20 protein-coding genes and 1 other RNA gene are annotated in these 22152 nt (G+C 54.4%); 11 read left to right on the plus strand and 10 right to left on the minus strand.

Annotated features, from left to right (window positions below; genetic code table 11):
- Nucleotides 1–44: 44 nt before the first annotated feature.
- Entirely contained in the window at nt 45–698 is a 654-nt protein-coding gene (acrR, locus tag A3466_RS17560) for a multidrug efflux transporter transcriptional repressor AcrR (protein ID WP_063451664.1), read from the minus strand.
- A gap of 141 nt (nt 699–839) precedes the next feature.
- On the opposite strand from acrR, the gene acrA reads away from it, so the two are divergent.
- The 6 genes from acrA (at nt 840) to A3466_RS17590 (ending at nt 7675) form a co-directional block, all read left to right on the plus strand.
- Nucleotides 840–2033, plus strand: coding sequence for a multidrug efflux RND transporter periplasmic adaptor subunit AcrA (acrA, locus tag A3466_RS17565; RefSeq protein ID WP_063451665.1), 1194 nt, complete (start codon nt 840–842; stop codon nt 2031–2033).
- Between the two features lie 22 nt (nt 2034–2055).
- Nucleotides 2056–5202, plus strand: a complete 3147-nt coding sequence (acrB, locus tag A3466_RS17570) for a multidrug efflux RND transporter permease subunit AcrB (protein ID WP_063451666.1) — start codon at nt 2056–2058, stop codon at nt 5200–5202.
- A 510-nt stretch (nt 5203–5712) separates the two neighbouring features.
- Nucleotides 5713–6087, plus strand: a complete 375-nt coding sequence (tomB, locus tag A3466_RS17575) for an Hha toxicity modulator TomB (RefSeq protein WP_006809850.1) — start codon at nt 5713–5715, stop codon at nt 6085–6087.
- Nucleotides 6088–6114: 27 nt separating this feature from the next.
- A complete protein-coding gene (locus tag A3466_RS17580; RefSeq protein ID WP_010428174.1) occupies nt 6115–6333 on the plus strand; it encodes an HHA domain-containing protein in 219 nt (72 codons plus the stop codon).
- A 207-nt stretch (nt 6334–6540) separates the two neighbouring features.
- The gene (maa, locus tag A3466_RS17585; RefSeq protein WP_063451667.1) at nt 6541–7092 is read left to right on the plus strand and encodes a maltose O-acetyltransferase; all 552 of its coding nucleotides are present in this window, start codon (nt 6541–6543) and stop codon (nt 7090–7092) included.
- Between the two features lie 115 nt (nt 7093–7207).
- Nucleotides 7208–7675, plus strand: a complete 468-nt coding sequence (locus tag A3466_RS17590) for a YlaC family protein (RefSeq protein ID WP_063451668.1) — start codon at nt 7208–7210, stop codon at nt 7673–7675.
- Between the two features lie 37 nt (nt 7676–7712).
- Here the strand turns inward: A3466_RS17590 and ykgO are convergent, their stop codons facing one another.
- Both ykgO and A3466_RS17600 read right to left on the minus strand, forming a co-directional pair.
- Nucleotides 7713–7853: a type B 50S ribosomal protein L36 gene (gene ykgO, locus A3466_RS17595; protein WP_063451669.1), complete on the minus strand. Its 141-nt coding sequence runs from the start codon at nt 7851–7853 to the stop codon at nt 7713–7715.
- A gap of 2 nt (nt 7854–7855) precedes the next feature.
- The gene (locus A3466_RS17600) at nt 7856–8116 is read right to left on the minus strand and encodes a type B 50S ribosomal protein L31 (protein WP_063451670.1); all 261 of its coding nucleotides are present in this window, start codon (nt 8114–8116) and stop codon (nt 7856–7858) included.
- A gap of 226 nt (nt 8117–8342) precedes the next feature.
- Between A3466_RS17600 and A3466_RS17605 the strand changes: the two genes are divergently transcribed.
- Nucleotides 8343–9911: an EAL domain-containing protein gene (locus A3466_RS17605; RefSeq protein WP_063451671.1), complete on the plus strand. Its 1569-nt coding sequence runs from the start codon at nt 8343–8345 to the stop codon at nt 9909–9911.
- Nucleotides 9912–9930: 19 nt separating this feature from the next.
- Here the strand turns inward: A3466_RS17605 and A3466_RS17610 are convergent, their stop codons facing one another.
- From A3466_RS17610 to A3466_RS17620, 3 genes are all read right to left on the minus strand, one after another.
- Nucleotides 9931–13020: a beta-galactosidase gene (locus A3466_RS17610; RefSeq protein ID WP_063451672.1), complete on the minus strand. Its 3090-nt coding sequence runs from the start codon at nt 13018–13020 to the stop codon at nt 9931–9933.
- A 103-nt stretch (nt 13021–13123) separates the two neighbouring features.
- Nucleotides 13124–14194 (minus strand): LacI family DNA-binding transcriptional regulator, encoded by a 1071-nt coding sequence (locus A3466_RS17615; protein ID WP_063451673.1) that lies wholly within the window; start codon nt 14192–14194, stop codon nt 13124–13126.
- A gap of 77 nt (nt 14195–14271) precedes the next feature.
- Complete coding sequence (locus A3466_RS17620) at nt 14272–14883, minus strand: YczE/YyaS/YitT family protein (RefSeq protein ID WP_063451674.1); 612 nt, start codon at nt 14881–14883, stop codon at nt 14272–14274.
- A gap of 84 nt (nt 14884–14967) precedes the next feature.
- Between A3466_RS17620 and A3466_RS17625 the strand changes: the two genes are divergently transcribed.
- Nucleotides 14968–16389, plus strand: coding sequence for a PLP-dependent aminotransferase family protein (locus tag A3466_RS17625; protein ID WP_063451675.1), 1422 nt, complete (start codon nt 14968–14970; stop codon nt 16387–16389).
- 70 nt (nt 16390–16459) lie between these two features.
- Here A3466_RS17625 and A3466_RS17630 read toward each other — a convergent pair whose 3' ends face one another.
- Nucleotides 16460–16675 carry a hypothetical protein gene (locus A3466_RS17630; protein WP_015571263.1) on the minus strand — a complete coding sequence of 72 codons (216 nt, stop codon included), beginning with the start codon at nt 16673–16675 and terminating at the stop codon, nt 16460–16462.
- A complete protein-coding gene (locus A3466_RS17635; protein WP_063451676.1) occupies nt 16672–16923 on the minus strand; it encodes a hypothetical protein in 252 nt (83 codons plus the stop codon). Before A3466_RS17635 ends, A3466_RS17630 begins: the two co-directional genes overlap by 4 nt.
- Before the next feature lie 411 nt (nt 16924–17334).
- On the opposite strand from A3466_RS17635, the gene A3466_RS17640 reads away from it, so the two are divergent.
- Nucleotides 17335–19824, plus strand: coding sequence for a BsuBI/PstI family type II restriction endonuclease (locus A3466_RS17640; RefSeq protein ID WP_245167775.1), 2490 nt, complete (start codon nt 17335–17337; stop codon nt 19822–19824).
- Nucleotides 19825–19938: 114 nt separating this feature from the next.
- On the opposite strand, the gene ffs is transcribed toward A3466_RS17640, so the two are convergent.
- Nucleotides 19939–20035: signal recognition particle sRNA small type (gene ffs, locus A3466_RS17645), an RNA gene on the minus strand.
- Between the two features lie 170 nt (nt 20036–20205).
- On the opposite strand from ffs, the gene A3466_RS17650 reads away from it, so the two are divergent.
- Nucleotides 20206–20517, plus strand: a complete 312-nt coding sequence (locus A3466_RS17650) for an MGMT family protein (protein WP_063451678.1) — start codon at nt 20206–20208, stop codon at nt 20515–20517.
- Nucleotides 20518–20554: 37 nt separating this feature from the next.
- Here A3466_RS17650 and A3466_RS17655 read toward each other — a convergent pair whose 3' ends face one another.
- Entirely contained in the window at nt 20555–21088 is a 534-nt protein-coding gene (locus A3466_RS17655) for a YbaY family lipoprotein (RefSeq protein ID WP_063451679.1), read from the minus strand.
- A gap of 203 nt (nt 21089–21291) precedes the next feature.
- Between A3466_RS17655 and tesB the strand changes: the two genes are divergently transcribed.
- Nucleotides 21292–22152 carry an acyl-CoA thioesterase II gene (gene tesB, locus A3466_RS17660; RefSeq protein WP_063451680.1) on the plus strand — a complete coding sequence of 287 codons (861 nt, stop codon included), beginning with the start codon at nt 21292–21294 and terminating at the stop codon, nt 22150–22152.

The raw sequence follows: 22152 nt of genomic DNA on the forward strand, positions 1-22152 counted from the left end.
AGAATAGCGGGAAGGTTATCCTCTAAGACATTTCCTGGACAGGTTCAGGCAGTCAGCGGCGGTTCCTCGCTGCGGAGAGTCGGACAAAGCTGGCACATCTCAAGGAAGATCGCGACGTAACTGCGCGCCTCTGCTTTCAAATCAAACGACTGCGGGGCAAAAAGCCAGTTTTCCATCAGGCCGGAAATATAGCTGCGCATCAGGATCGCCGCCCGGCGCGTTAACAGCGTGGCGGGAAGCATGTCGGCCTGCATACATTCTTTAAGAACCTGCTCGATGCGATCGTAGCTTTCCAGACACAGGTCGCGCTGTGCCTGCTGAACCACCGCCATTTCGCCAACGAATTCACATTTATGAAAAATGATTTCCATCATCAGACGTCGGCGTTCTTCCACAACGGTCGCTTCAAGGATATATACTAATATTTCTCTTAACACTGAGAGTGGATCGTGAGGGAATTTTGCCCGATACTCAGTCTCAAGATCGCTAATGCTGGACTCTGAAAGCTCCCAGATTTCACCAAACAGATCTGACTTGTCTTTAAAATGCCAGTAAATCGCTCCCCGCGTGACGCCCGCGGCCTGAGCAATCTGCGCCAGCGAGGTTGCCGAAACACCCTGCTGTGAGAACAAACGCATTGCCACATCCAGAATGTGTTGTCGGGTTTCCAGCGCTTGTTGTTTGGTTTTTCGTGCCATACGTTGATGAATTTACAGGAGTCAGATTTACATACATTTATGAATGTATGTACCATAGCATGACGATAATATAAACGCAGCAATGGGTTTTTAGACTCAGGACCCTTGATCAATTTGAAATCGGACACTCGAGGTTTACATATGAACAAAAACAGAGGGTTAACGCCTCTGGCGGTCGTTCTGATGCTCTCAGGCAGCTTAGCGCTTACAGGATGTGACGACAAAGAGGCTCAACAAGGAGCTCAGCAGGTGCCAGAAGTTGGCGTGGTGACGCTCAAATCCGAACCTCTCCAGATGACAACAGAACTACCGGGCCGCACCAGCGCCTACCGCATTGCGGAAGTGCGTCCGCAGGTGAGCGGTATCATCCTGAAACGTAACTTCACCGAAGGCGGTGATGTCAAAGCAGGTGAGTCTCTGTATCAGATTGATCCAGCAACCTACCAGGCGTCTTATGAGAGCGCTAAAGGCGATTTGGCGAAAGCAGAAGCGGCAGCCAAAATTTCGCAGCTGACGTTGAATCGTTACAAGAAACTGCTCGGCACGCAGTACATCAGCCAACAGGATTATGATTCTGCCCTGGCCGATGCGCAGCAAGCCAACGCGGCCGTTGTGGCGGCGAAAGCGGCGGTAGAAACCGCGCGTATCAACCTGGCCTACACCAAAGTGACCTCCCCTATCAGCGGTCGCATTGGTAAATCTGCCGTCACCGAAGGTGCGCTGGTGCAGAACGGTCAGACCAACGCGCTGGCCACCGTGCAGCAGCTTGACCCGATCTACGTTGACGTTACCCAGTCCAGCAACGATTTCCTGCGTCTCAAACAGGAGCTGGCCAGCGGTCAACTGAAACAGGAAAACGGTAAAGCCAAGGTTGAACTGGTTACCAACGACGGTATCGAGTTCTCGCAGACCGGAACACTGGAATTTTCTGATGTGACCGTCGATCAGACCACCGGCTCAATCACCATCCGGGCCATTTTCCCGAATCCGGATAAAACGCTGCTGCCGGGTATGTTCGTGCGCGCGCGTCTGGAAGAAGGGACGAACCCAACCGCCATTCTGGTTCCTCAGCAGGGTGTGACCCGTACGCCACGCGGCGATGCGAGCGCGCTGGTTGTGGGTGCCGATAACAAAGTCGAAACGCGCAATATCACCGCCACGCAGGCGATTGGCGACAAGTGGCTGGTAACGAAAGGTCTGAAAGATGGCGATCGCGTGATTGTAACCGGTTTGCAAAAAGTTCGTCCTGGCGCGCAGGTCAAAGCTCAGGAAGTGAAATCTGACGACAAACAACAAGCGTCCGCCGCTGGCCAGTCAGAACAAACCAAGTCTTAACTTAAACAGGAGCCGTTAAGACATGCCTAATTTCTTTATCGATCGCCCCATATTTGCGTGGGTGATCGCCATTATCATCATGCTGGCCGGGGGACTTGCGATCCTGAAGCTGCCTGTTGCGCAATATCCAACGATTGCGCCACCGGCAGTAACGATCTCCGCAACCTACCCGGGCGCTGATGCGAAAACGGTGCAGGATACCGTTACGCAGGTTATCGAACAGAACATGAACGGTATCGATAACCTGATGTACATGTCCTCAAACAGTGACTCAACCGGTACGGTTCAGATCACCCTGACCTTTGAATCCGGTACGGATGCGGACATTGCACAGGTTCAGGTGCAGAACAAATTGCAGCTGGCGATGCCCCTGCTCCCGCAGGAAGTGCAACAGCAGGGCGTGAGCGTCGAGAAATCGTCCAGTAGCTTCCTGATGGTTGTCGGCGTGATCAACACCAACGGCACCATGACGCAGGAGGATATTTCCGACTACGTGGGCGCCAACATGAAGGATGCCATCAGCCGTACGTCCGGTGTGGGTGACGTTCAGCTGTTCGGTTCCCAGTACGCGATGCGTATCTGGATGGATCCGAATAAGCTGAACAACTTCCAGCTGACGCCGGTTGACGTGATCAACGCCATCAAAGCGCAGAACGCCCAGGTTGCCGCCGGTCAGTTAGGCGGTACGCCACCGGTGAAAGGCCAGCAGCTTAACGCGTCTATCATCGCGCAAACGCGTCTGACCTCTGCGGATGAGTTCAGCAAAATTCTGCTGAAGGTGAATCAGGACGGCTCGCAGGTTCGCCTGCGTGACGTGGCGAAAGTGGAGCTGGGCGGCGAGAACTACGACGTTATCGCGAAGTTCAACGGCAAGCCGGCATCTGGTCTGGGTATCAAACTGGCGACCGGCGCGAACGCCCTGGACACCGCGACGGCTATCCGTGCAGAGCTGAAGAAGATGGAACCGTTCTTCCCGTCAGGTCTGAAAATCGTTTATCCGTATGACACGACGCCGTTCGTAAAAATTTCGATTCACGAAGTGGTAAAAACCCTGGTTGAGGCGATCATCCTCGTCTTCCTGGTCATGTACCTGTTTCTGCAAAACTTCCGCGCGACGCTGATCCCAACCATCGCCGTACCGGTTGTATTGCTCGGGACCTTCGCGGTTCTGGCGATATTTGGCTACTCGATAAACACCCTGACGATGTTCGGGATGGTGCTCGCCATCGGCCTGCTGGTGGATGACGCCATCGTGGTGGTCGAAAACGTCGAGCGTGTGATGGCGGAAGAAGGCCTGCCGCCGAAGGAAGCAACCCGTAAATCGATGGGTCAGATTCAGGGCGCGCTGGTCGGTATCGCGATGGTACTGTCTGCGGTATTTATCCCGATGGCCTTCTTCGGTGGCTCAACGGGTGCGATTTACCGTCAGTTCTCCATTACCATCGTGTCGGCTATGGCACTGTCGGTGCTGGTTGCGCTGATCCTGACGCCAGCCCTGTGTGCGACGATGCTGAAGCCGATTCAGAAAGGCGGTCACGGCGAGCACAAAGGGTTCTTCGGCTGGTTTAACCGCATGTTTGATAAGAGCACGCACCACTACACCGACAGCGTGGGAAACATCCTGCGCAGCACCGGTCGTTACCTGCTGCTCTACATCATCATCGTGGTGGGTATGGCCTTCCTGTTCGTTCGTCTGCCAAGCTCGTTCCTGCCAGATGAAGACCAGGGCGTGTTCCTGAGTATGGCTCAGCTTCCGGCCGGTGCGACGCAAGAGCGTACGCAGAAAGTGCTGGATGAGATGACCGACTATTTCCTGACCAAAGAGAAAGACAACGTCGAATCCGTATTTGCGGTTAACGGCTTTGGCTTCGCGGGTCGTGGTCAGAACACCGGTATTGCCTTCGTTTCTCTGAAAGACTGGTCTGAACGTCCGGGCGACGAGAACAAAGTTGAAGCGATTACCGGCCGTGCAATGGCTACCTTCTCGCAGATTAAAGACGCGATGGTCTTCGCCTTTAACCTGCCAGCGATCGTGGAACTGGGTACGGCGACCGGCTTCGACTTCCAGCTGATTGATCAGGGCGGTCTGGGACACGAAAAACTGACTCAGGCGCGTAACCAGCTGTTTGGCGAGGTGGCAAAACACCCTGACCTGCTGGTGGGCGTGCGTCCTAACGGTCTGGAAGATACGCCGCAGTACAAGATCGATATCGACCAGGAAAAAGCGCAGGCGCTGGGTGTGTCCATCAGCGACATCAACACCACGCTGGGTGCAGCCTGGGGCGGTAGCTACGTCAACGACTTCATCGACCGCGGTCGCGTGAAGAAAGTGTACGTCATGTCCGAAGCGCAGTACCGCATGCTGCCGAACGATATCAACAACTGGTACGTTCGCGGTAGCGATGGCCAGATGGTGCCGTTCTCATCCTTCTCAACCTCGCACTGGGAATACGGTTCGCCGCGTCTGGAGCGTTATAACGGTCTGCCGTCGATGGAAATCCTCGGTCAGGCAGCGCCAGGTCGAAGCACCGGTGAAGCCATGAACCTGATGGAAGAGCTGGCCAGCAAACTGCCTGCGGGTATTGGCTACGACTGGACCGGTATGTCCTATCAGGAACGTCTGTCCGGTAACCAGGCCCCTGCCCTGTACGCCATTTCACTGATTGTGGTGTTCCTGTGTCTGGCGGCACTGTACGAGAGCTGGTCGATTCCGTTCTCCGTTATGCTGGTGGTTCCGCTGGGGGTTATCGGTGCGCTGCTTGCCGCAACGTTCCGTGGGCTGACCAACGACGTATACTTCCAGGTGGGCCTGCTGACAACCATTGGCTTGTCGGCGAAGAACGCGATACTTATCGTCGAATTCGCCAAAGATCTGATGGAGAAAGAAGGTAAAGGCCTGATTGAAGCTACGCTGGAAGCGGTTCGTATGCGTCTGCGTCCAATCCTGATGACGTCCCTGGCGTTTATCCTGGGCGTTATGCCGCTGGTTATCAGTTCAGGTGCAGGCTCCGGCGCGCAGAACGCGGTAGGTACAGGCGTTATGGGCGGTATGGTCACCGCGACGGTGCTTGCGATCTTCTTCGTGCCGGTGTTCTTTGTGGTGGTTCGTCGCCGCTTCAGCCGTAAGAATGAAGATGTTGAGCACAATCATTCGGTAGAACATCACTGATACCGGTTTCACATGATAAAAAGGCCGCATTTGCGGCCTTTTTCATTTTCAGAAAAGATCATAAAATAGACCTATTGACGTTCTATTTATTTTCTTCTTTTTTATAAGGCCTGGCATAATAGGCCGAAAACCTACACGACGAACTCAGCATTCTTTTATTATCATTTCGCGGCGTAAATTATTCGGACTATTCCTAACTTAAAGAAAATATCTGAGATATCTGGTTCCGGACTTCACATCAAACTTTGCGCTAACTCAATGAATTTTAAGGAACCGATTAAAAAACTGCGTTTTTTACTGATTAAAGCGTTCCCTGCCAAAGGAACATTTGCGTAAAGGCTCGCACAGTAACGTTTTAATTGTAATTTTTCGTAATAGCGCGATGAAATCTTGATCAGAGTGGCTTATAGTTAGAGTTATCAGGAACACAGCTCCCGTGTAGCTAAGCAAGTTGTACCCATCCCGACATGATGTTCGGTGAGTAAAAAATCACTCAGAAGGGGATGCGCTATGGACGAGTACTCGCCAAAAAGGCATGATATCGCGCAGTTGAAATTTCTCTGCGAATCCTTGTACCATGACTGCCTCGCCAATCTTGAAGAAAGTAACCATGGCTGGGTGAACGATCCAACGTCTGCTATCAATTTACAGCTAAACGAGCTGATTGAGCATATCGCTACCTTCGCACTTAATTATAAAATTAAGTACAATGAAGATAATAAGTTGATAGAGCAAATTGATGAATACCTGGACGACACCTTTATGTTGTTCAGCAGCTACGGCATTAACGCACAGGATTTGCAGAAATGGCGTAAATCAGGAAACCGTCTATTTCGCTGCTTCACGAATGTCAGCAGAGCTAATCCGGTTAGTCTTTCCTGTTAAAATTATTACAATTACTAAGGTGAATTTATGTCTGATAAACCATTAACTAAAGTCGATTATTTGATGCGCCTGCGACGCTGCCAGTCAATTGACACACTCGAGCGGGTTATTGAGAAAAATAAATACGAGCTGTCCGATAATGAACTGGCGGTATTTTATTCAGCTGCCGACCATCGTCTTGCTGAACTGACCATGAATAAACTGTATGACAAGATCCCCACTTCGGTATGGAAATTTGTTCGTTAATCGTTGCAGAGAGACTGTAAAGGCACTACGCCCGTTATTAAGCTGAATTTACCTTCGAACTACGCTTCAAGTGCAAACGCCAGGTTCCCGTGTAAAACGTATCTATGCTCAAGAATGTTGTGACTACCGTCACAGCCATTTTTAGGGAACGTTCCCTTTCTGGCTAATCCTCTTTACGCTACGTAAAACGATTCCAGTGAGGTTCCCATGAGTGAAGAAAAACAGAAGATGATTGCAGGTGAATATTACCGCCCTGGCGACGACACGTTAAGGGCTGATCGTTTACGCGCGCGTCATCTTATTCACCGGTATAACCATACCGCCCCCGATGAGAAAGCCGAACGACGCGCCTTGTTAGCTGATCTGCTGGGTCAAAGCGAAGGCGCCTATATAGAGCCGAGCTTCCGCTGCGACTACGGCTATAACATCTACCTGGGCAACAATTTTTACGCAAACTTCGACTGCGTTATGCTGGACGTCTGCCCTATCCGTATTGGCGATAACTGTATGCTCGCGCCGGGCGTGCACATCTATACGGCCACGCATCCTCTGGACGCGACCGCGCGTAACAGCGGGCTTGAGTACGGCAAACCGGTCACCATAGGCCATAACGTCTGGATTGGCGGACGGGCGGTCATCAACCCCGGCGTGACCATTGGCGATAATGCGGTTATCGCGTCCGGTGCGGTTGTGACCAAAGACGTGCCGGCCAATGCGGTCGTGGGCGGAAATCCCGCGAAAATCATAAAAATGCTCTAAGGCCCCCTGAGTAACTGTTATGCTTTTTCCCGGCATAACTGTTACTTTCCACGCCTGACCCCCTCTCATAAAATAGGCAGATCACCTGTATTTTCAATATGTATAAAGGCAAAAAATGACAGAGATACAGCGCCTGCTTACCGCCACCATCGACGATCTCAATGCCCGCGAAAAGCGCGACAATCGCCCGCGCTTTAGCATCAGCTTTATCCGTAAACACCCCGGACTGTTCGTTGCGATGTACGCCGCCTGGCTGGCGACGCTTATCGTCATGCTGCGGTCCGAAACGCTGGTCGATTCCGTCTGGCTGCTGGTTGTGCTGTTCGTGGTGTTTAACGCGTTCTTCTTTTTCGACGTTAACCCGCGCTACCGGTATGAAGATATCGACGTGCTAGATTTCCGCGTGTGCTACAACGGCGAGTGGTACAACACGCGCTACGTGCCGCCCGAGCTTATTGACAGCATCATGCGCTCACCTTCAGTCGAGGTCGGGCTTAAAGAGAAGCTGCAAAAAATGGTGGCGAGGAAGGGAGAGCTTTCGTTTTATGACGTTTTCACGCTCTCTCGCCCTGCTAACGGCTAGCAGGGCTGTTGCCGGAGAAGAGGCGCTAAGCATCCGCTTAGCGCCTTTTTTTACGTCCCTGTACGGCCTTAAAGCGCGGATTGGATTTGCAAATAACGTACAGACGCCCTTTGCGCCTGACGATCTGGCAATCCGGATGCCGTTGCTTTGCGCTACGCAGTGAGTTAAGTACCTGCATGGTTAGCCTCGCTTCGCATCAAGAAAGCCGCCAAAACGCTTGCGGAAGCGCGCCGCGCTGCCGTCCGTGGAGAAGGTCTTCTGCTTCCCGGTATAAAACGGATGCGATTTTGATGAGACATCAAGGGTGACGTAAGGATACGTTTCGCCGTCGAGCTCGATTTCCCGGTCCGTCTTAATCGTTGAGCCAACGCGGAAGTATTCATTAGCCGTGGTGTCGTGGAACACAACGGTGCGATAGGCTGGATGGATATTCGGTTTCATATCTGACTCTCATGTATTGTTATAACATAACAAAATACTAGCTGAGCCTTGCTGCAAAAACAACCCCCAGGACGATTCAGCGCACTTTTGTCTTTTATCCAAAGGTGGATTCAGATACCTGCCTGCGACTTTCGCATGCTATAACTATATCATTTAGCACTAAAATCTTTCTCCTCTGGCGCGCAAACTCACTGCCCTTCATGGGTAAATGGGAAGGAAAAACGGCATGCGAACCCGACATCTGGTGAGCCTGGTCACGGGCGTACTGATCATTTCTGTGCTGGTCCCCGTTTGCCTCAGTATTTGGCTGGCGCATCGTCAGGCAGAGGAAAAGTTTGTGGAGGCGCTGGACGGCTATGCCTCGCGCGTCCTGATCCGTACCGACAGAGTCGTCGTGCAGGCTAAACAGGCGCTCACGCACCTACAGTCGTTCAACGCCCCGCCCTGCACTCCCATGCATTTACGTGAAATGCGCCGGGTCGCGTTCTCCTGGCGCTACGTTCAGGAAGTAATGTATATCGATAACCTGAAGCCGCTCTGCTCTTCCCTGGAACAATCGAGTAATACGGAGGCTCTGCCGCCTCCGGTGCGCATCACCGGGGACGGTTACAGCACGTGGCTCACCTCGCAAAACGACCTCGGCATTCACCGCTATATGGTGGTGATCGGAAAAGGGCATTATCTGGTGATGGTCGATCCGGCATCGCTTGTGGATGTCGTTCCGTTCGGCGAAATCTCGATGGATGCCGCCCTGGTGGGCAACACGACACAACGCATATTTGCCAGAAGTCATGTCCTCGATCCGCATATCCTCTCGATTGTTAAGGATCGGCAGGAGATGACAAGCATTCAGTACAACGGCTCGATGTACATTCTGAAGCCCGTGCCCGAGCTGGGGTTTACCGTCATTGCCTGGGCCTCACTGAAGCCGCTGGCGGAAGCCTGGCATCAGCAGCTGCTCATCTGGCTGCCGGCTGGCGTGCTGATTAGCCTGGCGGCGGCCCTGATTGTTCTGCGGATCCTCCGCCGGCTACAGTCTCCGCGTAACCGCCTGATGGACGCGATAAACAACCGGGAGATCCAGGTTCATTATCAGCCCATCGTGGCGCTGTGCAGCGGCAAACTGGCAGGAGCCGAAGCGCTGATGCGCTGGCCGCAGCCGGATGGCAGCAACCTGTCGCCAGACATATTTGTCCCTCTGGCTGAGCAAACGGGGCTGATTTCCCAGTTAACGCTGCTGGCGATCGAAAAGATCTTCGACGAGCTGGGCGACTGGCTGCATCATCATCCGGAGCTGCACATTTCTGTTAACCTGGCCCCAGCCGATTTAACGTCAGTGGAGCTGCCGCGCCTGCTGAGCCAGCTGCTGAACAAATGGAAAGTCCACCCGCAGCAGATTGCGCTGGAGTTAACCGAGCGCGGCTTCGCCGATCCCGCCGTCAGCGCCCCGGCCATCGCGGCGTTTCGCCGTGCCGGACACGCCGTCTACATTGACGATTTTGGTACAGGCTACTCCAGCCTGAGCTATCTCCAGGATCTCGATGTCGATACCCTGAAGATCGATAAATCTTTCGTGCACGCGCTGGAGTATAAAAACGTCACCCCGCACATTATCGAAATGGCAAAATCGCTCGAGCTGGCGATGGTGGCAGAAGGCATCGAAACGGAAGGACAGATTGCCTGGCTGCATCGCCACGGCGTGCAGTACGGACAGGGCTGGTACTACAGCAAGGCGCTGCCTGAAGCGGAATTCATTCTCTGGGCCGAGCGTAATCTCAACAGCGGCTCCGCCTGAGCGGAGCCGGTGCTTTTATTCAGCCGTTCTGCTGCCAGCATAAGGTGTAGCGCAGCTGCCGGTTTTGCAGAAGGAAGCCCGGTGCCACGCTCGGGCTCCAGGAATCATCTCCCCCCACGCCCATGTGGAAGGCGTCCAGGTTCAGCCAGCAGCCCGGCTCTTCCCGAAGCAGATGCTGATGCGTTGTCTCATGCAGTTGCTGCTGGCTGTAGCGGCTCACGGAAAAATGGAACCGCCCCTGCAATCGATGCGCGCCAAACGCCAGCTCGCGGGTGTCGCAGCGCAGGCCGTTCTCCGTCGGGAAGATATACGGCGTGTGCATGGCTTCGAGCGGCAGCGTCCAGCGCCCCTGCTGCGCCGCCAGCTTTCTGTCCGGATAATTTTCCAGCGGCCCCAGCCCTAGCCAGCGCACGGTTTCCGGGATATCCACCAGCATAACGCTCAGGCCCACGCGAGCAGGCTCGGGAATATCAGACGCTACCGTCACCTGCACATCACCGTGCAGCGCGCCGCAATCGTCAATCCGCCAGATCTTACGGCTGACAAACAGCGCTTTCCCCCGGAATTCCCAGACGTGCTGCGTGGTCACCACCACCTCACGGGCGTGCTGTTCTGCTTCACACTGGAGAAGGCGCGGCGACATCTCATACATCCCCGCCGCCTTCCAGCGCTCCACCCACGCGTTCGGATCGATGCGGGTCGCCTCGCTGACGCCGATATCATTGTCCAGCGGCGCGCGGGTAAAGTTATCCGATAGCGGAGAACGGAGCGTTTCAGCCCCCGCGTTCCACCACTGGGTCAGGTTTCCGGTAAGGCGGCTAAACTGCCAGCGCTGCTGCTGATGGACAATCTCCAGCGCCTCGCCGCACGCGGTTAGCTGCGGGGCCGTACCTTCCACATTCGCAGGCGCAACGTACAGCGGAGCCGGGAGCGGCCACTGATCCCAGGCACAACGGTGACCGGACGGCGACCACGGCGTCTCCTGTGGCTGAACAATTTCCACATTGAGCCAGACCTCGCCCGGCTCAGCGGCAAGTTCAGGCAGCGGGATCTCGATGCGTTGCGCCTCCTGGGGCGCGACAGATAGCGTCATGCCGCCACAAGCCAATACCGCACCGTCACGCGCCACCGACCATTGCAGACGCTCGTTGTCGGTATGACGGAACAGATAATCGCTCTGTACCTCGACGACCAGCGGAGAGGTGCTCACCAGAGTAAAGGTAAAGAACTGCTGGGCACGCTGCGCCTCGAAAAGGGCGGGATGCGGGGTGCGATCGGGGAACACCAGCCCGTTGAGGCAGAACTGACGATCGTTGGGCTTATCGCCAAAATCGCCGCCGTAGGCCCAGAATGCCGCGCCATTTTCCTCTTTTTTGGTTAATGCCTGATCGACCCAGTCCCAGACAAAGCCCCCCTGCAACCGGGGATGGCTGCGGAATGCCTGCCAGTAGCTGGCAAAACCGCCAAAGCTGTTGCCCATTGCGTGGGCATACTCGCACAGGATCAGCGGACGGGTTTCGTCCGGCATGCCGATCCACTTTTTAATCGACCACTTTGGCACCGCCGGGAATGGCTGATCCTGATCGACGCGGGCATACATCGGGCAAATAATATCGGTTGCCGCCGTACTGGCGCCGCCGCCTTCGTACTGCACCGGACGCGTGGGATCGGTGGTTTTCAGCCAGCGGTACAGCGCATCGTGGTTCGCTCCATGACCAGATTCGTTCCCCAAAGACCAGATGATGACTGACGGATGATTCCGGTCCCGCTGCACCATACGCGTTACGCGCTCGCTCATGGCGGGGAGCCAGCGCGGATCGTCCGCCAGGCGGCTCATCGGCACCATGCCATGAGTCTCGATATTCGCCTCATCAACCACGTACAGGCCATAGCGATCGCAAAGCGTGTACCACAGAGGATGGTTCGGATAATGCGAGCAGCGCACGGCGTTGAAGTTATGCTGCTTCATCAGTTCAATGTCGCGGCGCATGGTCGCCTCATCCATCACCTGCCCCTTCTCAGGATGATGTTCGTGACGGTTCACGCCGCGGATCAACAGCGGCTTGCCGTTGAGCTTCAGTAGACCATTGCTGATTTCGACGCGCCTGAAGCCGACATCGCAGGCTTCGGTCTCCAGCACACTGCCCTGCGCATCACGAAGCGACATCGTCAGACGATAGAGTTCTGGTGTTTCGGCGCTCCACAGCGCGGGATCGTTCACGGGCATCGCAACCGTGAGCCGCTCGGCCCAGCTGCCCCGTTCATCGACGATGGCCGTTCCTGGCTGCTGCGTGGTTTGCGCGCAGGCTTCGCCGTTACGCCACAGGGTAAACGCCACCTCGCATTCGGCGTAGCGTGGGCCTTCCAGCGCCACGTCAACCCGGAGTATCGCCCGATCGCATTCGGCATTCAGATCGGTCACGACCTGATAATCAGCAATCCGCGTTTCCGGCTTATGCAGCAGCGAAACGTCACGGAAAATGCCGCTCATCCGCCACATATCCTGATCTTCCAGGTAGCTTCCGTCGCACCAGCGTAACACCATCACCGCCAGGCGGTTCTGCCCCGGTTGCAGCACCGCGCTAAGGTCAAACTCCGCGGGCAGACGACTGTCCTGCGAATAGCCCATCCACTGGCCGTTACACCACAGATGAAAAGCTGAATTGACCCCGTCGAAAATAATGCGGGTCTGGCCGCTGCGCGGCCAGGCGTCATCCACTTCAAATGTAAGCGAGTAACAGCCGGTAGGGTTTTCAGCCGGAACATACGGCGGGTTGACATTTATCGGATAGGTGACGTTGGTATAAATGGGGGTATCAAATCCCTCCATCTGCCAGTTCGACGGCACGGGCATCTCAACGGCGTCAGCAAGATCGTTCGTTACCCAGGCCTCGGGAACCTGCTCTGGCGCGGCGAAAAAGCTGAATTGCCAGACGCCGTTAAGCGAGCGCTTGCTCAGCGAAGGCTTATCCTCCCGGGCGAGAATTTCATCGCGCCAGCTATGAAAAGGCGCGTGTGCGGTCAGACGGTTCCATTGCGTCACGCCGGGGTTTTCCCAGTCACGACGAGCCAGAAGTGCGCTGAGGGTCAGCGGTAATGTAGAAGACATATCAACCTCTTTGCGAAGCGCTCACAATTTTAGTCAACATGCCCTGGTAAACGGTGGCGGTAAAGGCTTTGATCGCCACCAGGCGAGCCCGATCACAAAAGCGCTAGCTGCGCGCCAGTTTCTCCGCCAGCAGCGCCAGCGTTCTTAGCTGCTGCGCCAGATCTTCACGATCGGCCTGCTGCGTCGCGTGCGGCGCGGTGGAGTGACGAACGATCAGCGTAACGGGAAGCTGTTTTTGCCAGCGTTCGTCGTGAGGAGTAGGCGCCAGGAGCCACTCCACGCTGCGTTCACCGGCCTCGCGGAACGCCTGCCGAATGGTGGTCAGCGGAGGTGAAAACCATGCGCTGTCTGCCGTATCATCAAATCCGACTACCGAGATCTGACCCGGTACCGTAATCCCTTTTTCCGCACAGGCGCGTATAACGCCGAGCGCCATCTGATCGTTCGCGACGAGGATCGCGTCGGGCAGCGCCGGGCCCGATAAAAGCTGATGCCCTTTCTCGTAGCCGGAGGCCGCGCTCCAGTCGCCCTGCGCCACTGCAAACGCTTCGACGTCGGACTGAGCGAGCGCGGTTTTCCATCCCACCAGACGCGCCCGGGCAGAGACGGAACTTTCCGGACCGGCGAGCAGGGCAATTCGCCGGTGCCCCAGCGAAAGCAGATGCTCCGCCCCCAGGCCTGCGCCCTGTTCGGCATTGAACACGAGGCTGTTCACCCTGGCTGAGGGGGAAACGTCGAGAAAAAGAACCGGGATCGGCGAAGCCATTTCCTGAAGCATTTCTGCCTGTGCATCTTCCAGCGGAACGTTCACCAGTAGCGCCTCCACGCGCTGCGCCAGTAGCTCCTGCAAAGCAGCCTGACACTGCGCGGGCTGTTCCACCATAGAGATGAGCACGCTTGCCCCCTGCTCCACTGCCCGGGATTTTACGGCTGAGACGATTTGCGACGGCGCATGCAGCGCCAGATCGGTCGTTATCAACCCGAGCGTGCGGGTTCGTTTCCCGGCCAACTGCTGCGCGCCACGGTTAGGCACATAGTTTAGCGCCGCCATGGCCTGGCGGACCTTTTCCCGCGTGCGGGCAGAAACGTGTTCCGCGTCGTTAATCACCCGGGAAACGGTCTGGTAAGAAACGCCCGCCTCGCGGGCAACGTCATAAAGAGTGATCGCTTTCATACATTCTGGCGTCGCAAAAAGTGTAGCCACTATTCTGACACAGTTACGCCATTATAGCCTGTGAGCGCTTCGCAAAATTAAACAATCCGCTCCGGCTGCGGCGCTTTCTGAACGCGCGGCCTGAGGCGAAACCACGGTAAACAGAGCTGGATCAGCGGGCCGATGGTTAATGCATACAGCACGGTTCCAACGCCAAACGCTCCCCCGAGGAGGTAGCCGATGATTAATACGCTCATCTCGATCGCGGTACGCACACTGCGAATCGACCAGCCCAGCCGGGCGTGTATACCGGTCATCAGGCCGTCGCGCGGGCCAGCACCAAAACCCGCCCCGATATACATCCCGGTGGCAAGGGCGTTAACCACAATACCCGAAAGCAGCAGGATAATGCGCACGGGCAGCGAGGTGAGTTCCGGGATCAGCACCATTGACGCATCAGCCGCCAGGCCGATACAAATCACGTTACTGACCGTACCCAGCCCCGGAAGCTGACGCAGCGGGATCCACAGCAGCAGCACCGCTGCTCCGGTTAAAATAATTACCGTGCCGATGCTCATCCCGGTCTGGATGGCGACGCCAAGGTGAAAGACATTCCAGGGGTCAACCCCCAGATCCGAACGAATAAACATCGCGGTTGAAAGTCCGTACAGGCCTAAACCGACATAAAGTTGTACCAGACGACGTACCATTTTCTCTTCTCCGAAGAACCCGGTTCCATCTTCGGTGAAAATGGCTCTATGATTAATGTCCAGTTTTCAAATAGTGGACTGCTCATGTCATCACGTCGTTTTGGTAGCCAGTCTCTGGTTCGCCTGTTAGGGCACTGGCAGCAAGCCTCTTCCCGCACCCCGCTGTGGCGCCAGCTGGCTGACGCGCTACGCCTGTTGATTCTGGATGGCAGGCTGGCGCTAAACACTCGCCTGCCCGGTGAGCGGGAGCTGGCCGCCGCACTGGACGTCAGCCGCACCACTATCAGCAGTGCGCTGGCACACCTGCGGGAAGAGGGGTATCTGGAGAGCCGTCAGGGCAGCGGTTCGCGCGCGATCCTGCCCGACAGCCGCGCGGTGCCCACCCTTTCCACTGCCAGCGCGGCGCTTGATCTCTCTACCGCCGCGCTCAACGCGGGGCCCGAGATCCACCAGGCCTACGCCCACGCGCTGACGGCCCTCACGCCGAACCTGGCGCTAACCGGGTACGATCAGCTCGGGCTCCCGGCGCTGCGTGAAGCCATTGCCGCCCGCTACACCGCACGGGGTTTGCCGACCCGGGCAGACGAAGTGATGGTGGTGAACGGCGCCGTCAGCGGCTTCGCCCTGATCTTAAGAATGATGACCGGCCCCGGAGATCGCGTGGTGGTGGATCATCCTACCTACCCGCTGGCGATCGCCGCCATTCAGGGGGCGCTCTGCCGGCCCGTGGGCGTCTCGCTGCCTGAAACGGGCTGGGATACCGACGGTTTTGCCGCAACGCTTGCCCAGACCGCCCCGCGTCTGGCCTATCTGATGCCGGATTTTCATAATCCGACGGGGCGCTGTATGGATGCCGCAACGCGCCAGACCATTACCCACATTGCCGCGCAAACCCGCACCACGCTGATCGTGGATGAAACCATGGTCGATCTCTGGTTCGATGCTCCCCCGCCGCCGCCCCTGGCCGCCTTTAACCCGGAGGCCGCCGTCATAACGCTGGGTTCCGCAGGCAAAAGCTTCTGGGGTGGGCTGCGTCTCGGCTGGATCCGCGCCTCGTCCCGCACTATCGCCACGCTCGCGCAGACGCGTGACACGCTGGATCTGGGCTCACCGGTACTGGAACAGCTGGCCACGCTGTGGCTTATCGAAAACAGTGAAACCTTTTTGCCCGCTCGCCGGAAAATGCTGGCAGAACGGCGCGACCGCTGCGGCCAGATGCTGCGGGAGCATTTTCCCGAATGGCGGTTCCAGGAAGCGGAGGGAGGGCTTTCATACTGGATAGAGTTACCCGGCATGCTGGCGACGCAGCTGGCGGCACGCGCCGAGACGACGGGCATCATAATGGGCACCGGCACGCGCTTTGGGCTTTCAGGTGCGTTTGACCGCTACCTGCGCATGCCCTTCTCCCTCAAACCGTCAGAACTCGAAGAGGCATTATTGCGGATTAAACCACTGTGGCTTGCTTTAAACAGAAGTACATTGCCAGTAAAACGGAGCCTGGTGTAAATTTTTCGCCATAAACAATAAAAACTGCTGACTGTAACGCATGCAGTCAGCAGTTTTCATGAAGAACAACTTAATGTTGAGGAGGAATCGGGAAGCCTTTCAGTGAAATAATGAAATTATCCCCTTCCTTCTTTATTTTTGCACCGGTATCACACCAGTCAGATGCAATTCGAAAGAACTCGTCACTTCCTACATTCCAGCCAAGACGAACATGTTTCACGTAGCCGGAACGTAACAGATTACAGGCCTCGTTGTAGTCGCTGGCCGTCGATAGTTGTTGTTTCATTTTCTCTTCTTCAGAAGTTTACGTAGTGCTTTGATTTCTTTAGGAGTAAATGGAGTTACGCTCTCTTCTTCCGTATGCTGATTATCAATATCCTCTTCCGATACTCCCGCCTCTTCTACCGCTTCAAATGCCAGCAGCAGCAGTTTCTCTGTGGTCACGCTTAAATTCTCATTATTATCTTCCGCATAGTGGCGAAGTCTTTCTTTAAGCGCTTCATCAATTTTAACGTTTAAAACCGCAGTAACCATGATTGTCACATCCTTTCGGAACACGTGTTTAATTTAATACACGAAGATAAGTTTGTTATCCAGATATATATTTTTTGCTTATGACAACAAAAAGACGCCCAATAATAAAATGACAGTCTATTATTACAGGTTTATGACAATATTATTTCAGGTTGATGAAGGATATATTGCAAGACAGAATAACGGGCCTGGTAAAGCAGTCGTTGAACAGTTAGGGGACAGTTGGCGACAAGCCGTGGTACAGGACAGGCTAGCGGTCAGCAAAGCAATCACCGACAGACCAAAGACTTCCAGATCGCTTCTCTGTTTGTAGTAACATTGCCGGCATGTAAAGCATTCTGACTCTTGAAAGACTTCCGGACGACACAGGAGCCGTATGCAATTTGAACTTTTTTGTTACCCAGTGGAAATATGATGCGCTTGTTGGAATTGGCCGATCAGCATAGAAAAGAAGCGAATAAGCTATTAAATCCAAAGACAAAATCTGCATTTGGTCAGTTTATGACACCAGCTCCGATTTGTCTGTTCATGGCAAGCCTGTTTGACAACATAAAAGGTGACATAACGCTACTTGACCCAGGCTGTGGAGTGGGGTCGCTCTCCGCGGCTTTCATAGAACGGGCGTTGATGGATGAAGTCGAAAAGATTGAGCTTGACGCCATCGACATCGAAGATGTGATGCTGACGTATCTTAGAAAGACGCTGAGAGCCTGTGAAGAGGATGCAGATGGGAAATTATCCCATAAAATCAGAAAGGTAGATTACATACTCGAGACAAGTCTTGCGACCAAAAGTATATCGACCCGTGAAGAGCCGGGGGTTTATAGCCATGTGATTATGAATCCACCCTATAAAAAAATTCTCTCTTCGAGCACACACCGGGCCTCTTTGCGCAAGGCTGGCATAGAAACGGTCAACTTATACTCTGGATTTGTTGCGTTAGCGTTGAAACAGCTGAAGAAGGGAGGAGAGTTAGTGGCAATTATTCCACGATCTTTCTGTAATGGTCCGTACTACCAGCCTTTCCGTGAGCAATTACTGTCGGAAACGTCCATTAAGCACATCCACATTTTCGACTCCCGTAATGCGGCATTTTCTGAAGATGACGTGCTTCAGGAAAATATCATCATTCACTGTGTAAAAGGTGTTCCGCAGGAGCAGGTTATCATTACATCCAGCCCAACGTCTGATTTTCATCTGGATGAAGAATCCGGGCAAATCACTGCCACCGATATGACGCAACGCAAGGTGTCGATAGACAAAATAGTTAACCCAGCGGACAAGCAAAAGTTCATTCATATCGCCGCCAGCCCCAGAGAACAGGACATAATCGAGAGATTATCCCCTTTTACAACAACTCTGGACGAGCTTGATGTTCAGGTTAGTACAGGACCGGTAGTTGACTTTCGTCTTAGGGAAGATCTCAGAGAAAGCATGGATTCTGAATCAGTGCCGCTTCTTTTTCCTCAGCATTTGAATGGAAAAGTTAATTGGCCCCTTGATGGCAAAAAACCTAATGCAATCAGGATTTCCGAATCATCACGCCCCTGGCTATGGAAAAACCATGGTAATTTCCTGATTGTAAAAAGATTTAGCAGCAAAGAAGAAAAACGTCGCATTGTAGCAACCTTATATGACTCCTCTTTACCGGGCGAGCTGATCGGTTTCGACAATAAGACCAATGTTTTCCATGTGCAGAAGACGGGTATGGATGCGGATCTTGCCCGCGGGCTTTATATCTATCTGAACTGCACTTTGCTGGACAAGTATTACCGTCAGTTTGGCGGGCATACTCAGGTAAATGCCTCTGATTTAAGAGCAATTCATTATCCATCACGGGAAGTTCTGCGAAAGATGGGTGGTGAGTTCGGTGATGAAGTGCTCAGTCAGAATCAGATAGACGAAATCATTAACAGGGAGTTGAACCTCATGACCAAAGGAAAAATAGCTGACCCACTGAAAGCGCAGGAAAAGATCGAGCAGGCGCTTGATGTGTTACGTCAACTGGGAATGCCTCGTGCGCAAATAAACGAACGTTCAGCTTTAACTTTGCTTGCATTACTCGATCTTCATCCCGAAGGCGATTGGGAGAAAATTGAACGCCCGATGATGGGTGTGACACCGATCATGGATTGGTGTAGAGACGTTTACGGCAAAGAGTATGCCCCCAACACGCGCGAAACCTTCCGGCGACAAACGCTGCATCAGTTTTGTGATGGCGGAATAGCAATATACAACCCGGATAAGCCCGATCGCCCTGTCAACTCCCCTAAGGCTTGCTATCAGATAGCGCCTGAACTGCATACAGTGTTACTAAACTATGGTTCAGCCAAATGGGAAAAAGCGCTTGAGGAACACAGGGGCAACGTACCGACCCTGGTTGAGCAGTATGCTATGGCGCGAAAAATGGAAATGGTGCCATTAAAACTGAATGACGGTACAGAATTAGAATTAAGCCCCGGCGCACATAGCCAGCTCATCAAGGATATCATCGTTGAGTTTGGTCCTCGTTTCGCTCCTGAAGCAGAAGTTATTTACATCGGAGATACGGGTGCGAAGGAAGATCATTTTAGAAAAGAGCGGCTTGCAGAGCTGGGGGTAGTCGTTGATCGAAAAGGTAAACTGCCCGATGTTGTTCTTTATTGGCAAAAACGCAACTGGTTACTGTTAATTGAATCGGTCACGTCCCATGGGCCCGTCGATGGAAAGCGTCACGGTGAGTTAGCAAAATTATTTGCGAATGCTGAACCTGGGCTGGTATACGTCACAGCCTTCCCAGACCGGAAGGTGATGGCGAAATATCTGATGGAATTATCCTGGGAAACAGAGGTTTGGGTAGCTGACGCGCCAACGCATATGATCCACCTGAACGGCGACCGATTCCTTGGCCCCCATGCTTAAGGCAAAAGCGTCATCTATGATGAGTGGAGCCGGATATAATCGGCTCTGCATCAGAGCGATTGTTGGCAAAGAAATGCGCTATTAAGCCATAGCGTTAGCACAAATGGGTGGGGGCCCTGCCAGCTACATCCCGGCACCCACGTCGTCTGCCCTGGCTGCTTCCTTCCGGACCTGACCTGGTGAACAGAGTAGCGTTGCGGGAGAACCAACAGAGCCCCCATTGAGAGCGTTGATAACCAACGCGCTGGCGCATTATCCCTGTGGAACACCTCAATTGCAAGCCACTGGCAACCGGATGCTGGATTATTGCGCAAACTGACCCGGCAATCTGCTTTATCTTCGTTTACCATACCCCTTCGTTGATTTTCCGCAGGAGAAATAATGGACGAACATGACACTTTCCCACAACGAGTGTGGCAAATTGTGGCCTCAATTCCGGAAGGTTATGTCACTACCTACGGTGAAGTTGCCCGACTCGCAGGTTCTCCACGCGCGGCGCGTCAGGTTGGCGGCGTGCTTAGAAGGCTACCGGAGGGAAGCACGTTACCGTGGCATCGGGTCGTCAACCGCCATGGCGCGATCTCTCTCACCGGGCCAGACTTGCAGCGCCAGCGTCAGGCATTACTCTCAGAAGGGGTTCAGGTGTCCGGGTCAGGACAGATTGACATGCAGAAGTATCGCTGGGACTACTGACGCCCTCTTCAGGAGGCCTGAAGAGGGCGAAAGAAAATTACAGCTGAGTCGGCGTCGGCGCGGTTGGCAGAGCCGGCTGGTTGGTCTGTGGCGCAACGGGTACAGCCGTTTGCTGGACAGGAACCAGGGTCAGGTCGATTTTGGTGCCGCCTTTATTAACCGCTTCCTGCACGGTATCGGTGATAAAGACCAGCTTATCGTTGATCGTTACCGCCGCGCTCAGGAGGATACGGGCGTTAGGCTGCACGTCAGACGGGTTATACGGCAGCACGAAGCTGAACGGCGCCTGTTTACCTTCTGTACGAACCGCACGCTGGGCCAGCACTTTAGACGGTGCATCCGCCAGAGAGGCATCGGACAGCGTAACCGTGAGTACCGCATCCGGCGGCAGCGCAACTTTCTGCTTGATCCAGATAGTACCGGATACGTTAGGCTGTCGAATGGCTTGCTGTGAAAGGGTGTTAATCCCGTTTGGGGTGGCCGTTGGCACCGGGACATCGGCACTCTTATCCGCACAGGCAGACAGCGCCACCGCCATTGCAACACCGCTTAACATAGGCACGAGTTTCATTGAAGTCTCCTTATCATCAATGCACCGGCGGGATCGATCCCATCCGATGTCGTTTTATTCACATATCGTAAACAAGTGTGGCACAAATCACGGATTAATGCCTAATTTTGGCCTGGTATTAAGATAATTCTACCCATCGGACCACTCTCTTTTCTGCGTTATACTCTGCGTATCTTTCGCCACGGCGTTTATTGAGGACCATTATGAGTCAGGCACTGAACAATCTGCTGACATTGCTGAACCTGGAAAAAATAGAAGAAGGGCTGTTTCGCGGACAGAGCGAAGATTTAGGCTTACGCCAGGTTTTTGGCGGCCAGGTCGTGGGGCAAGCGCTGTATGCCGCAAAGGAGACCGTCCCGGCAGACCGTCTGGTGCACTCGTTCCACAGCTACTTTTTACGCCCTGGCGACAGCGCTAAACCGATTGTGTACGACGTGGAAGTTCTGCGTGACGGCCAAAGCTTCAGCGCCCGCCGCGTGGCGGCCATCCAGCACGGTAAACCCATCTTCTACATGACCGCCTCGTTCCAGGCGCCAGAGCCGGGGTATGAGCATCAAAAAACGATGCCCCCTGCACCGTCGCCGGACGATCTGAAATCGGAAACCGACATCGCTCGCGCACTCGCGCATCTGTTGCCGCCGCAGGTAAAAGAGAAGTTTCTGTGCGATAAGCCACTGGAGATCCGCCCGGTAGAATTTCATAACCCCATGAAGGGTCACGCTTCCGAGCCCACACGTCAGGTGTGGATCCGCGCCAACGGCAGCGTTCCGGCAGATTTGCGCGTGCATCAGTATCTGCTGGGGTATGCGTCGGATTTCAACTTCCTGCCGGTTGCGCTACAACCGCACGGCGTGGGATTCCTGGAAAAAGGGATGCAGGTTGCCACGATTGACCATTCTATGTGGTTCCACCGTCCGTTCGATATGAACCAATGGCTCCTTTACAGCGTGGAGAGTACCTCTGCGTCCAGCGCGCGCGGCTTTGTACGCGGGGAGTTTTATACCCAGGATGGCGTGCTGGTGGCATCGACGGTCCAGGAAGGGGTCATGCGTAACAGAGGATGA

Source organism: Enterobacter genomosp. S, from assembly GCF_001631805.1.
GTDB lineage: Bacteria > Pseudomonadota > Gammaproteobacteria > Enterobacterales > Enterobacteriaceae > Enterobacter > Enterobacter quasihormaechei.